This is a genomic window from Friedmanniella luteola (assembly GCF_900105065.1).
Classification (GTDB): domain Bacteria; phylum Actinomycetota; class Actinomycetes; order Propionibacteriales; family Propionibacteriaceae; genus Microlunatus; species Microlunatus luteolus.
Window position 1 is genome coordinate 1,406,541 of sequence record NZ_LT629749.1, and the last position, 13,425, is coordinate 1,419,965.

At 73.6% G+C, this 13,425-nt stretch carries 12 protein-coding genes; 6 read left to right on the forward strand and 6 right to left on the reverse strand.

The window, feature by feature from the left end:
- Window positions 1-72: 72 nt before the first annotated feature.
- Window positions 73-276 carry a hypothetical protein gene (locus tag BLT72_RS06655; RefSeq protein ID WP_091411324.1) on the forward strand — a complete coding sequence of 68 codons (204 nt, stop codon included), beginning with the start codon at window positions 73-75 and terminating at the stop codon, window positions 274-276.
- 99 nt (window positions 277-375) lie between these two features.
- Here BLT72_RS06655 and BLT72_RS06660 read toward each other — a convergent pair whose 3' ends face one another.
- From BLT72_RS06660 to BLT72_RS06675, 4 genes are all read right to left on the reverse strand, one after another.
- A complete protein-coding gene (locus tag BLT72_RS06660; RefSeq protein WP_172826033.1) occupies window positions 376-1,332 on the reverse strand; it encodes a carbohydrate ABC transporter permease in 957 nt (318 codons plus the stop codon).
- Window positions 1,332-2,312, reverse strand: a complete 981-nt coding sequence (locus BLT72_RS06665; protein WP_091411326.1) for a carbohydrate ABC transporter permease — start codon at window positions 2,310-2,312, stop codon at window positions 1,332-1,334. The genes BLT72_RS06660 and BLT72_RS06665 overlap by 1 nt, the downstream gene beginning before the upstream one ends.
- Before the next feature lie 197 nt (window positions 2,313-2,509).
- Window positions 2,510-3,640, reverse strand: coding sequence for a Gfo/Idh/MocA family protein (locus BLT72_RS06670; RefSeq protein ID WP_091411329.1), 1,131 nt, complete (start codon window positions 3,638-3,640; stop codon window positions 2,510-2,512).
- Entirely contained in the window at window positions 3,633-4,430 is a 798-nt protein-coding gene (locus BLT72_RS06675; RefSeq protein ID WP_091411331.1) for a ThuA domain-containing protein, read from the reverse strand. Before BLT72_RS06675 ends, BLT72_RS06670 begins: the two co-directional genes overlap by 8 nt.
- Window positions 4,431-4,657: 227 nt before the next feature.
- Between BLT72_RS06675 and BLT72_RS06680 the strand changes: the two genes are divergently transcribed.
- The 4 genes from BLT72_RS06680 to BLT72_RS06695 all read left to right on the forward strand — a co-directional run bounded on the left by BLT72_RS06680 (window position 4,658) and on the right by BLT72_RS06695 (window position 10,428).
- Complete coding sequence (locus BLT72_RS06680; RefSeq protein ID WP_091411333.1) at window positions 4,658-5,272, forward strand: D-sedoheptulose-7-phosphate isomerase; 615 nt, start codon at window positions 4,658-4,660, stop codon at window positions 5,270-5,272.
- Between the two features lie 96 nt (window positions 5,273-5,368).
- Entirely contained in the window at window positions 5,369-7,885 is a 2,517-nt protein-coding gene (locus BLT72_RS06685) for an alpha-mannosidase (RefSeq protein ID WP_280949253.1), read from the forward strand.
- A 131-nt stretch (window positions 7,886-8,016) separates the two neighbouring features.
- Entirely contained in the window at window positions 8,017-9,420 is a 1,404-nt protein-coding gene (locus BLT72_RS06690) for a cation:dicarboxylate symporter family transporter (protein ID WP_091411337.1), read from the forward strand.
- 27 nt (window positions 9,421-9,447) lie between these two features.
- Window positions 9,448-10,428, forward strand: coding sequence for an NAD-dependent epimerase/dehydratase family protein (locus BLT72_RS06695; protein ID WP_091411339.1), 981 nt, complete (start codon window positions 9,448-9,450; stop codon window positions 10,426-10,428).
- 61 nt (window positions 10,429-10,489) lie between these two features.
- Here BLT72_RS06695 and BLT72_RS06700 read toward each other — a convergent pair whose 3' ends face one another.
- Window positions 10,490-10,900, reverse strand: coding sequence for an acyl-CoA thioesterase (locus tag BLT72_RS06700; RefSeq protein WP_091411341.1), 411 nt, complete (start codon window positions 10,898-10,900; stop codon window positions 10,490-10,492).
- Window positions 10,901-11,074: 174 nt separating this feature from the next.
- Between BLT72_RS06700 and BLT72_RS06705 the strand changes: the two genes are divergently transcribed.
- Complete coding sequence (locus tag BLT72_RS06705) at window positions 11,075-12,304, forward strand: acyl-CoA dehydrogenase family protein (RefSeq protein WP_197677216.1); 1,230 nt, start codon at window positions 11,075-11,077, stop codon at window positions 12,302-12,304.
- A 10-nt stretch (window positions 12,305-12,314) separates the two neighbouring features.
- Here BLT72_RS06705 and BLT72_RS06710 read toward each other — a convergent pair whose 3' ends face one another.
- Window positions 12,315-13,415: an alcohol dehydrogenase catalytic domain-containing protein gene (locus BLT72_RS06710; RefSeq protein ID WP_091411343.1), complete on the reverse strand. Its 1,101-nt coding sequence runs from the start codon at window positions 13,413-13,415 to the stop codon at window positions 12,315-12,317.
- Window positions 13,416-13,425: the final 10 nt, after the last annotated feature.

Below are 13,425 nucleotides of genomic sequence, written 5' to 3' on the forward strand. Positions count from 1 at the left end.
GGCTCGAGGCGGCCGGGGTGACCTCGGGCGGATCGGGTAGACCTGGGACGACACCACGACAGGAGGCAGCACGTGACCGAACCCGAGATGGACGACCCGCGCGCGATGGACGACGAGGAGCTGGCGGAGGTGGACCTGCCGCCGGCGCCCACCGACCCGACGCTGGGCGACGAGGCCGTCACCGAGGACGGGTACGCCGAGGGCCGCACCAACGACCCGGACGGCGCGCACCGCGACGAGCCGGCCGGTGAGGACTACGCGGGCAGCGGCTTCTGAGCGCTGCCGCTCGTGCTGACCGACCGCCCCGTGGGAACCGCGGGGCGGTCGTCGTGCCTCCGGGCCGGTGGAGCCCCTAGCGCTGCTCCGCCGCCGGGCTCAGCCCTTGCGCCCCGTCGTGGCGACACCCTCGATGAAGTAGCGCTGGCCGAAGGCGAACAGCACCAGCATCGGCAGGGTCACCAGCAGCGAGGCGACCATCACGTACTGGTAGTCGCCCTGGCCACCGTTGGTGGGGCTGTACTTCGTCATGGCGTAGGCGATGCCCAGCGGGACGGTGAAGCCCTCGACACTGCCGGCGTTCAGGTAGATCAGCGCCGCCTGCAGGTTGTTCCAGCTGGACTGGAACTCGAACAGGAAGACGATGATGAACGACGGGATGGCCAGCGGCATGGCGATCCGGCGGAACAGCCCGAAGTAGCTGGCACCGTCGACGCGGGCGGCCTCGAACAGCTCCCGCGGCAGGCCCAGGAAGAACTGGCGCTGCAGGAAGATGTAGAAGGCCGAGCCGAACAGGTTGGCCCCCCACAGCGGGACGTTGGTGCCCAGGAACCCGAGGTTCTTCCAGATCAGGTACTGCGGGATCAGGGTGACCGCCCCGGGCAGCATCATCGTCGCGAGCACCAGGCCGAAGAGGAAGTTCCGCAGCGGGAACTTGAAGTAGGCGAACCCGAAGGCGACGGCCGAGCTGGAGAGGGCCACGAACAGCGCGGCGAGCACGGCGATCAGGACGCTGTTGCCCATCCAGCTGAGCAGCGGCAGCTGGTCGAAGACCTCGACGTAGTTGCCGGGCAGCACGGTGTCGGGGATCAGCTTGTTGTCGAACACCTCGCCGCGCGGCTTGAAGCTCGCCGAGAGCAGCCACACGAAGGGGTAGAGGAACAGCAGCGAGAAGGCGGTCAGGGCGATCCAGAGCAGGACCTTCCCGACGACCCGCTTCGGGCGGTACCAGCGGTTGGGCGGCCGGCGCTCCGCCACGGACTCCCCGGCGAGGGCCTGGCCGGCGGCCTGGGCGGCGACCGGCATGGTGCCGGAGGTGGGCTGGGTGGCCGTCATCAGTCCCGGTCTCCCTCGTAGTAGACGAAGCGGTTGCCGAAGCGCACCTGGACGAGGGTGATCAGCAGGATGATCACGAAGAGCAGCCACGCCATGGCGGCGGCGAACCCGAAGTCGAAGGTGCGGAACGCCTGCTGGAAGAGGTAGACGCCGTAGAACAGCGACGACTCCGGTGAGGCGTTGCTCTGGTCGCGCCAGAACAGCAGGAAGGCCTGGTCGAACACCTGCAGGGCGGCGATCGTCAGCACGATGACGTTGAAGAAGATCGCGCTGGAGATCATCGGCACGGTGATGGTGAAGAACGTGCGCACCGGACCCGCGCCGTCGAGCGAGGCCACCTCGTACAGCTCGCGCGGCACGTTCTTCAGCGCCGCCAGGAAGATCACCATCGTCCCGCTGACCCCCCACAGCGTCATCAGCACGATCGACGGCTTGACCCACGCGGGGTCGATCAGCCACTGCGGCCCTTCGATGCCGAGCGCGGCGAGACCCTGGTTGATCGCCCCGGTGTTGCCGTTCAGCAGCAGGAAGAACACCGCGGCCGTCGCCACCGACGGCGTCATCTTCGGCAGGTAGTACAGGGTGCGGAAGACTCCGGCACCCCGGCCCACCTTGTTGAGCAGCGCGGCCAGCAGCAGCGCGAAGCAGATCTCCAGCGGCACCGCCATCACGGCGTAGAACAGCGTGTTCTTGAGCGAGAGGGCGACCTTCGGGTCCTCGATCAGCGCCTGGTAGTTCGCGAGACCGGCCGGCCGGGTCGTGTTCTTGGCCAGGTTGTAGTAGCTGAAGGAGATGTAGAGGCTGTAGGCCATCGCGCCGAGGGTGAAGACCAGGAAGCCGACGATCCAGGGCGCGATGAACAGGTAGCCCGCGACCGCCTCGCGCTTGTTGTACTTGCGGCCCTTCGGGACGCTCGGGTCCCGCGGCGGGCGGCCCTTGCCCCGGTCGCCGGTGCGCGGCTCGCGGGTGAGGACGGCCATCAGAGCCCACCCTGGCCGCGTCGCGGCCCCTGCTCACGCCGTCCGGCTCTGACGCTCGACACCTCGGGCCTCCACCTCTGCGACGGGCGGCATCGTCACCGCGACGGTGACTCTAGGTGGTCCCCCAGGGGGAAGCAAGGACGGCGCAGGTGTCGCCGTCAGGAGTGCGGAGGCCCGAGCCGTCGACCTCCGGGCCCTCAGGGCGCGGCAGCGGGCAGGCCGACCCGGGCGGCGGCGGAGGGCCAGGACTCGAGCACGGCGCGGACCTCGGGACGCCGCTCGTCCGCGACCGCCTGCCCGTGCGCCTGCTCGAGGAGGTCGGCGATCCGCACCCAGCGGCCCTGCTCGGCCGACGCGGTCGCGGCGTCGACCATGGCGACGCTGAGGACGTTCCGGTGCACCTCCCCCGACGGCGTGCCGCCATGCCGGAGCACCCGGACGAACTCGGCGAGCGACCCGGCGATCTGCTCCGGGGCGTCCGAGGCGGTGCCCGGGACGGGCGTGCCGTCCGCGCGTTCGGCGAGCGGTGCGCCGTCGCCGTCCCAGACCGCGGAGCCCTCGGCGGTGGCCAACCGCCAGTGACCGTTCCAGGACGTCTCCAGTCCGGGGCTGCACCAGGAGCCGTCGAAGGTGAAGCGGGCGCCGTCGGCGAAGCGGAAGACCGCGGTGGCGGCGGCGTCGCCGGCGTACCAGGACCACGGCGGGTTGGAGGAGGCGCAGAACGCCTCGACGGGCTCGCTGCCCACCAGGTCGCGGGCGAGGTCGAACTGGTGGATGGCCATGTCGACCAGCAGCGGGTGGGGCATCGCGTCGCGGAAGCCGCCGAAGTGCGGCCCGCGCGCGAACGTGCAGGTCGCCAGCCCGACGGGTCCGAGCTCGACGAGCTGGGAGCGCAGCCGGTCGAGGTGCCGCCAGTAGCGCCGGGACTGCGACACCATCAGCAGCTGACCGGTGAGCTCGGAGACGGCCACCATCGACAGGCACTCGGCGAGGGACTCCGCGAGCGGCTTCTCGCACAGCACGGGCAGGCCGGCCAGCAGCGCCTCGGTGTTGACGGCGTGGTGCGCGCGCGGCACGGTGACGTCCACGACGGCCTGCGCCCGCGTCGGACCGGCGAGCTCGGCCAGCGCGCGGCCCACCGGCAGGTCGGGGACCCCGGCCCCCGCCGCGGCCTCCCGGGCGGTCTCGAGGTCGAGGTCGACCAGCCCCACCAGCTCGACGTCCGGGTTGTCCGCGATGGTGGCCAGCCAGGCCCGGCCCATCCCGCCGGCGCCGACCTGCAGCAGCCGCAGGGGCCCGTCCGCGGGCACCGTCGCAGGCTCAGCCATCGGCGTCCGCGATCGCGCCCGGGTAGCCGTGCCCGCGGTAGAAGTCGCCGGTCTCGTAGCGCAGCAGCGTCGGCACGGCGCGCTCGGGACGGACGGTCCGCGCCCAGGTGACGCCGTTGGCGATCACCCGCCGGACGTCGTGGTGGTGGTAGACGGGGTAGTCCTGGTCGCCGGGGGAGAAGAAGAAGATCCGGCCGTGCCCGCGCCGGAAGGTGCAGCCGGAGCGGAACACCTCGCCGCCGCTGAACGAGGAGATGAAGACGAGCTCGTCCGGGGTGGGGATGTCGAAGGTCTCGCCGTACATCTCCTGCTGGTCGATGACGATCGGGTTCGGCACGCCCTGGGCGATCGGGTGCGTCGGGTCGACGGTCCAGACCAGCTCGCGGTCCTGCTCGCTGCGCCACCGCAGCGTGCAGCTGGTCCCCATCAGGCGGCCGAAGATCTTGGACCAGTGGCCGGAGTGCAGCACCAGCAGACCCATCCCCGCCAGCACGTGCTGGTGCACCCGGTCGACGACCGCGTCGGCCACCTCCCCGTGCGCGGCGTGGCCCCACCAGACGAGGACGTCGGTGGTGGCCAGCACCTCCTCGGTCAGCCCGTGCTCGGGCGCGTCCAGGGTGGTGGTGCGGACCAGCGCCCCGTCCCCGAGGTGCTCCCGGATGCCGTCGGCGATGGTGGCGTGCATGCCGTCGGGGTAGAGGGCGGCGACGTGCGGTTCGACCTGCTCGTGGCGGTTCTCCCCCCAGACCAGGACCTGCAGGGCGGGGGCGGGGGTGGTGGGGGTGCTCATGGCGCATCGAGTCTTCGGGTCGCCCTCCGCCGGTGTCAAGGTCCTCCGCCGGTGTCAAGGTCCTCCGCCGCTGGAGGAGGTGCGCGATGATGGCGACGGGAGCGGCCCCACGCGTCCGCCGCTCCCGGACGACGTGACCGGGTTCTCCCGTGGGGTGAGTGCCGCGCGCCGGGGTAAGGCCGTCGGGGAGGTGGGGCGCCCCGACCTCGAGCCGACGGGGAGCCCGCATGCCTGAGCCGATGAGCGACGACCTGACCGAGCACGTCCGGACGGCCGAGGCCACGGCCGCCCTGCTGCCGGCCGTCCGGGCGGTCGCCGAGCTGCTCTGCACCCGGTTCGCCGCCGGCGGCTTCCTCTACACCCTGGGCAACGGCGGCAGCGCGGCCGACGCCCAGCACCTGACCGGGGAGATGGTGGGCCGGTTCAAGCGGGAGCGGCGGCCGCTGCCCGCGGTCACGCTCAGCACCGACCCGACGGTGCTGACCTGCATCGCCAACGACTACCGCTTCGACGACGTGTTCTCCCGCCAGCTGCGCGCCCTGGCCCGGCCCGGCGACGTCGTCGTCGCCTTCACCACCAGCGGCCGGTCGCCCGACGTCGTCGACGCGCTCCGGGTGGCGCGCGAGCGCGGGGCGGCCACCGTGCTGTTCGGGGGTGGCGACGGCGGGCCGGCGGCCGCGCACGCCGACCACCCGCTGCTGGTGCCCAGCACCGTCACCTGCCGCATCCAGGAGATGCACACCTTCCTGCTGCACGCGGTCTCCGAGGTCGTCGACCGCTGGGCCGCCGGCACCGAGGTGGTCGCGGGCGCGGCGGCGCACGGCGCGCGCGTGCCCGCGTGAGCCCCGCCCCCCCTGGCGAACGCGCCGGGCGGCCCGCAGCCCGAGCCCGTCGGCCGGGGCGAGCGGCCGCTCGCGACCCCGGACCGGACGCTGTACCTGGTCGGCAACGCCCACCTCGACCCGGTCTGGCTGTGGCCGTGGCAGGAGGGTTACGCCGAGGCCCGCGCCACCTTCGCCTCCGCCATCGCCCGGATGGAGGAGTACCCGGACTTCGTCTTCACCTGCGACCAGGTGGTGCTGCTCAGCTGGGTGGAGGAGTCCGACCCGGCGCTGTTCGCGGCGATCCAGGCGCGGGCGGCGGAGGGGCGCTGGGTCAACGCGGGCGGCTGGTGGGTGGAGCCCGACGGCAACCTGGGGATGGGGGAGTCCTTCGTCCGGCAGGGACTGCTCGGCCAGCGCTACCTCGTCTCGCGCTTCGGCCGGCCCGCCACGGTGGGGATGAACGTCGACCCCTTCGGGCACCACGCGATGCTGCCGCAGATCCTCCGGGGCCAGGGCCTGGACTCCTACCTGTTCCTGCGACCGGGCCCGCACGAGGGTGACCTGGAGCCCACGCTGTTCTGGTGGGAGTCGCCCGACGGCTCGCGGGTGCTGGCCTACCGCATCCCCCACGAGTACGGCAGCCCGCCGGGGCCGGTCGACGGGCAGCTGGAGAAGGCCCTGGCGTCGATGGACCGCGGGCTCGGCGACGGGATGGTCTTCTACGGCGTCGGCAACCACGGGGGCGGCCCGACCCGGGCCAACCTCGACTCCGTCCACCGGTTCGACCGGATGGGCTCCTTCGGCCGGCTGCGGATGGCCTCGCCGCGGGAGTACCTCGACGCGGCCCTGGCCCGCCCCGGGCTCGCGGACCGGCTCGTCGTCCGCCGCGACGACCTGCAGCACCACGCGCCCGGCTGCTACTCCGCGCACTCGGGCGTCAAGGCCTGGCAGCGCCGCGCCCAGCACGCCGTGCTCGCCGCCGAGCGGTGGGCCGCGGTGGTCGCCGTGCGCGACGGGCTGCCCTACCCGCGAGCGGACCTCGAGCGCGCCTGGCAGCAGGTGCTGTTCAACCAGTTCCACGACGTCCTGCCCGGCTCGGCCATCGAGACCGCCTACGACGACGCTCGGGACCAGCTGGGGGAGGCGACCGCGATCGCCAAGCGGCTGGTCGTCCGGGCGCACAACGTGCTGGCCCGGCAGGTGGACGTCCCGTTCGTGGCCGGCAGCCAGCCCGTGCTGGTCTTCAACCCGCACCCCTGGGCCGTCAGCACCGACGTGGTGATGACCTACGCGGCCCAGCCGTCCGGCGTCCGGGTGGTCGACGAGGCCGACCGCGCGGTGGTGAGCCAGCCGACCGCGTCCACCTCCGTCACCGCCGACCTCACCCGCGGCGCCGTCGTCTTCCGCGCGGACGTGCCGGCGCTGGGGCACCGGCTCTACCGGCTGCTGCCCGGGTTCCCCGCGCCGGACCGGCCGGCCTGGAGCGCCGGGCCGCCGCAGCCGCTGCGGGTCGAGGCCGCCGGTCGTCCCGGCGGCCCCCTGGCGCCCGGCGGTGCCGTGCTCGAGAACGACCACGTCCGGATCGAGCTGGACCCGGCCACCGGGTGGCTCTGCTCCTACCGCGACCGCGTCACCGGCGTCGACGTGCTGGCCGGGGTCGACGGCCGCACCCACACCCAGGTCTGCGCGGACCCGACGGACACCTGGGGTCACCGGGTCGTCTCCTACGCCTGGCCGGGGGAGACCATGGAGCTGCGCCGGGTCGTCGTCCGGGAGACGGGGCCGCTGCGCGCCCGGGTCCGGGTCGAGCGCGGCTGGGGGGCCTCGACGCTGGTCGAGGAGCTGGTCCTGGACCACGACAGCCCGGTCCTGCGGGTCGACGTGACGCTGGACTGGCGGGAGCCCGCGCACCTGCTGAAGCTGCGGTTCCCGACGGTGCTCAGCGACCCGCGCGCCACCTTCGAGATCCCCTTCGGCCACCTGGAGCGCCCGGTCGACGGGGCCGAGGAGCCGGCCCAGGCCTGGGTGGACGTGACGGGGACGGTCGACGGCCGCCCCGCCGGGCTGACCCTCGTCACCACGGACAAGCACGGCTACGACGTCTCGCCGGGGGAGCAGCCGAGCATCGGCGTGACCGCCGTCCGCAGCCCGGTCTACGCCTGGCACGACCCGCAGCTGCTCGACCCCGACGGCTTCCACGCCTACCAGGACCAAGGTGTGCAGCGGTTCCGCTACGAGCTGGTGCCGCACGCCGGCGACCACCGGGTCGCCGCCCCGACCCGTCGCGCCGCCGTCCTGGCCACGGGTGTCCGGGCCATGGTCGAGTCGTCCCACCCGGGCTCCCTGCCACCCGTCGTGTCCTGGGTCGACGACGGCGGAGGTGCGGTCCTGGTCACCGCGGTCAAGGGCTCGGAGGACCCGGCCGAGCGCGGCGGCGGCGCCGACCTCGTCGTCCGCGCGGTCGAGACCACCGGCCGGCCCGCCCGCGCCCGGATCCTGCTCGGCCTGCTGGACCGGGTGCTGGAGGAGGACTTCGGCCCGCACCAGATCCGCACGTTCCGGGTCCCGGCGGACCCGGCCGCGCGCGTGCAGGAGGTGGACCTGGTCGAGTGGCCGGTGGACGGCAGCTGAGCCGGTCGACCCACCGCGCCCTGAGCCCGCCGGAGGGCGTGCCCCGTGGGCCCCCTTGACGATCGGGGTGAGACGTGGGACACACTCGGACCGCACCAGCACCCCGCCCCCACCCTCGACGAGGAGACGACATGGCCACCGAGCCCCCCGTCGGTGCCGCCACCGACGCGCCCCAGCGCACGGACCGCACCCACTACCTCTACATCGCGGTGATCGCCGCGGTCGTCCTCGGCATCGCCGTCGGCTTCGCGGCCCCCGACTTCGCCGTGCAGCTCAAGCCGATCGGCGACGGGTTCGTCGCCCTCATCCGGATGATGATCGCCCCGGTGATCTTCTGCACCATCGTGCTCGGCATCGGATCGCTGCGGAGCGCCGCCCAGGTGGGCAAGGTCGGCAGCCTCGCGCTGGCCTACTTCCTCGTGATGTCGACGGTGGCGCTGATCATCGGCCTCGTCGTCGGCAACATCATCCACCCCGGCGAGGGCCTGCGGCTCACCGACGAGCTGGCCGGCAAGGGCGCGGGACTGGCGCCCAAGGAGGCCACGACGACCGCCGAGTTCATCCTCAACATCATCCCGGACACGCTGTTCTCGGCCCTCACCACCGAGACCGTGCTGCAGACGCTGCTGGTGGCCCTGCTGGTCGGCTTCGCCATCCAGGCGATGGGGCGCGCGGGCAAGCCGATCCTCGTGGGCATCGGGCACCTGCAGCGGCTCGTCTTCCGGATCCTGTCGATGATCATGTGGGTCGCGCCGATCGGTGCCTTCGGGGCCATGGCCGCCGTCGTCGGGGCCACCGGTCTGGACGCGCTGAAGGCGCTGGCGGTGATCATGATCGGCTTCTACACCACCTGCGCGATCTTCGTGTTCGGCGTGCTCGGCCTGCTGCTCAAGGCCTTCACGGGCATCAACATCTTCAAGCTGCTGCGCTACCTCGGCCGGGAGTTCCTGCTGATCGTCTCGACCTCCTCCTCGGAGTCGGCGCTGCCGCGGCTGATCGCCAAGATGGAGCACCTCGGGGTGGCCAAGCCCACGGTCGGGGTCGTCGTGCCCACGGGCTACTCGTTCAACCTCGACGGCACCGCGATCTACCTGACCATGTCGTCGCTCTTCATCGCGGCCGCGCTGGGCGACCCGCTGACCATCCCGGAGCAGATCTCGCTGCTCATCTTCATGATGATCGCCTCGAAGGGGGCGGCGGGCGTCACCGGCGCCGGCCTCGCCACCCTGGCCGGCGGCCTGGCCTCGCACCGGCCCGACCTGGTGGACGGCGTCGGCCTGATCGTCGGCATCGACCGGTTCATGTCCGAGGCCCGCGCCGTCACCAACTTCGCCGGCAACGCCGTGGCCACGGTCCTGGTGGGGTCCTGGACCCGGTCCCTGGACCGGGAGCAGCTCGACGCGGTGCTCGCCGGGCAGCGGCCCTTCGACGAGACGACGATGACCGACGACCACGGCGACGAGCCCGAGCCCGAGCCGCAGGCGGTGCCGGCCTCGGAGGTGACGACCGCCGGTGCCCGCTCCACGGCCCGCTGACCCGGCGGGCGGCGGGCAGGACTGGCCATGGAGCTGCTGGTGCTCGGTGGGACGCGGTTCGTCGGCCGTGCCGTGGTGGCCGACGCGCTGGCGCGGGGCTGGTCCGTCACCGCGCTCCACCGGGGCGTCACGCCCGGCCTGCCCGACGCGGTCCGCGCGCTGCACGCCGACCGCACGGACGAGGCGGCGCTGGCCGCGGCGCTCGGGGACCGACGGTTCGACGCCGTGGTGGACACCTGGGCCGGCGCCCCGGTCGTGGCCACGACGGCTGCACGGCTGCTGCAGGGCCGTGCCGAACGCTTCGGCTACGTCTCCAGCAGCTCCGTCTACGTCTGGGGCGAGCACGTGGACGAGGACTCCCCCCTCGTCGAGGCCGACCCGAGCTCCGCGGGGACGGACTACGCGGCCGACAAGCGCGGTGCCGAGCTGGGCGTCCTGGACACCTTCCCCGACGCCCTGCTGGCCCGGGCGGGCCTCATCCTCGGCCCCTTCGAGGACATCGGCCGGCTGCCCTGGTGGCTGACCCGGATCGCCGCCGGCGGCCGGGTCGTCGCGCCGGGGCGTCCGGAGCGCCCGCTGCAGCACGTCGACGTCCGCGACCTGGCGCACTGGCTGCTCGACGGGCTCGCGTCGGGGCGGGCGGGACCGTTCGACACCATCAGCCGCTCCGGGCACGCCACCACGGCCAGCCTCCTGGAGGCCTGCGTGGCGGTGACCGGCGCGGACGCCGAGCTGGTCTGGGTCGGGGAGGAGCAGCTCGCGGCCGCCGGGGTCGAGCCGTGGACGCAGCTGCCGTGCTGGGTCCCCGAGACGGGGGAGTACGCCGGCTTCCTGGAGTCCGACACCGCGCGGGCGGCCGCGGCCGGGCTCGTCTGCCGCCCGGTGCGGGACACCGTCGCCGACACCTGGGCCTGGCTGCAGGAGCGCGGCCCGACGGCGCAGCGGCCGGACCGCCCGGTGCACGGCCTGCCCGCCGAGCTCGAGCAGCAGCTGCTCGCCGCTCCCTGAGCCGCCCACGCTCCCTGAGCCCGTCGAAGGGCGCCCCGCTCCCTGAGCCCGTCGACGTGCCTCAGCCGAGCTCTCGCTCGATCCGGCTCCGCAGGTCCGCCGGGACGGGTACCGGCCGCAGCGTCGAGGGGTCGACGAAGACGTGGGTGAAGCTGCCCGTGGCGGCGGGCTCGGGGTCGCCCTCGACGAACAGGCCGAGCTCCCAGGTGATGCTCGTGGTGCCCACCCGGCCGGCCCGCAGGCCCACCTCGAGGGTGTCGGGGTAGGAGACGGGGCGCAGGTAGCGGCAGGAGGACGCGGCGCAGACCGCCATGTGCGTCCCGCCCCGCGGGTCGAGCCCGGCCTCCTGGATCAACCAGCGGTTGATGGTGGTGTCCATGGCCTCGTAGTGGACGACGTTGTTGACGTGGCCGTACTGGTCGTTGTCGTTCCAGCGGGTGCCGAAGGTGTGGCGGTAGCGGTAGTCCGGCATCGGTGGTCCTCGGGGTGGGGTCCTGGGGGGACGGGTGCGGGCCGCGCCCGCGGGCGGCGGTCGGCCCGGATCAGGCGTCGGCCGGGTGATGGCCTGCCGATCACCGCGAGCGCGGCCTATACTACTGGTGAGTAACCTACTGGTGAGTAACTTAGGACCTGCGAGGGGAACGCCGTGACGCTGACCGAGATCACCCACCCGACCGCGGAGCCGGCGGCGACCGGTGGGTCGACGCCCCGGTTGGCCGCGGACTTCTTCGGCTTCCAGGGTCGGCTCAGCCCGGCCGAGCAGGAGGCGGCGCTCCGCGTCCGCACGTTCCTCGAGGCCGAGGTCCGGCCCGTCGCGGACGGGTTCTGGTCCCGGGCGGAGTTCCCGCGGCACCTGATCCCCTCGCTGGCCCGGCTGGGCCTGCTCGGGGCCTTCGTGCCCGAGGTCCGGCACTTCGAGAACAGCGCCGTCTACCGCGGCTGGATCGCCCTGGAGCTCGCCCGGGTCGACGCCGGCGTCGCCACGTTCGTCGGCGTGCAGAGCGGGTTGGCCATGGGTGCGGTGCACGTGGGCGGGTCCCCGGAGCAGCAGGCGGCGTGGCTGCCCCGGATGGCGTCCGGTGAGGTGGTCGGCGCGTTCGGGCTGACCGAGCCGCTGTCGGGCTCGGACTCCGCTCGTGGCCTCCGGACCACCGCGCGGCGCGAGGGTGACCACTGGGTGCTGCGCGGGGAGAAGCGCTGGATCGGCAACGCGACCTTCGCCGACGTCGTCGTCGTCTTCGCCAAGGACGTCGCCGACGGCCAGGTCAAGGGCTTCCTGGTCGCCACCGACAGCCCGGGCTTCACCGCCAGCAAGATCGAGGACAAGATCAGCCTCCGCTCCGTGCAGAACGCCGACCTCGTGCTGGCCGACGTGGTCGTGGCCGAGGACCGGCGGCTGCCGGGCATCCGCTCGTTCCGGGACGTGGCGACGGTGCTGCGGCTGACCCGCTGCGACGTGGCGTGGCAGGCCATCGGCATCGCCATGGGAGCCTACGAGGCCGCGCTGGCCTACGCCCTGCAGCGGGAGCAGTTCGGCAAGCCCATCGCCGCTCACCAACTGGTCCAGGACCTGCTGTCGCGCTGCGTCGGCAACATCACCGCCAGCATCGCCCTGTGCCTGCAGGCGTCCACGCTGCAGGACGAGGGCGTCCAGCGTGACGAGCACTCGGCGCTGGCCAAGTCCTTCGCGACCAGCCGGATGCGCGAGACGGTGGCCTGGGCCCGGGAGATCCTCGGCGGCAACGGCATCGTCCTCGAGCACGGCGTCGCCCGCTTCTTCGCCGACGCCGAGGCGATCTACTCCTACGAGGGCACCCGGGACATGAACTCCCTCATCGTCGGCCGGGCCATCACCGGTCACCAGGCCTTCGTCTGACGGTCGCGGGTCAGCAGGTGACGACCTGGCGCAGCACCACGCCCAGCGCCAGGGCGTCCAGGGCCTCGTTCAGCCCGCCGAGCTCGAGCCGGTGCGAGACCAGCTGCTCGACCGGGAGCCGGCCCTGGCGCCACAGGTCCACGTAGCGCGGCACGTCGCGGGCGGGCACCGACGAGCCGAGGTAGCTGCCGACAATCGTGCGCGCCTCCGCGGTGAGCAGCAGCGGCGAGACCTCGGAGCGCGCCCCCGGGTGCGGCAGCCCCACCGTCACCGTGGTCCCGCCGGGGGCCGTCGCGGCCACGGCGGTCTCGAACGCTCGGGGGTGGCCGGCCGCCTCGACCACCGTCGGGGCCGTCACCCCGCCCTCCAGCACCTCCGCCGGCGTCAGCGTCCGGACGGCCCCCAGCTCGGCGGCCGTGCCGAGCTTGCCGCGGACCGTGTCGACCGCCACGACCGGGTGCCCGAGCGCCTGCGCCACCAGCAGGGCCGCCATCCCGACCCCGCCGAGGCCGACGACCATGACCGGGCTGCCCGGCTGCGGCCGGGCGGCGTTCAGGACGGCGCCGCCGCCGGTCAGCACCGCACAGCCGAGCAGGGCGGCGACCTCGGCCGGCACGTCGGGCGGGACGGGGACCACCGAGCGGCGGTCGACGACCACCTGCTCGGCGAAGGCCGACACCCCGAGGTGGTGGGCGAGGGGGACGCCGTCCCGGCTCAGCCGGCGGCCGCCGCCGAGCAGGTCGCCGGCCGTGTTGGCGGCCGAGCCCGGACCGCAGGGGAGCCGGCCGTCCGTGCCGCAGGAGGTGCAGCGGCCGCAGCGGGGCAGGAACGTCATCACCACCCGGTCGCCGACGGCGACGTCGACGACCCCCTCGCCCAGCTCCTCGATCAGCCCCGCGGCCTCGTGGCCCAGCACCATCGGGGTGGGCCGGGGCCGGCCGCCGTCGACGACGGACAGATCGGAGTGGCAGAGCCCGGCCGCCTCCACCCGCACCCGCAGCTCACCCGGTCCCGGCCGGTCCAGGTCCACGGTGCTCAGCGTGAGCGGACGGGACGCCGCGAACGGGGCCGGCCGCCCGACCTCCTCCAGGACCGCTGCGGTGATGCGCATGCCGGCCATT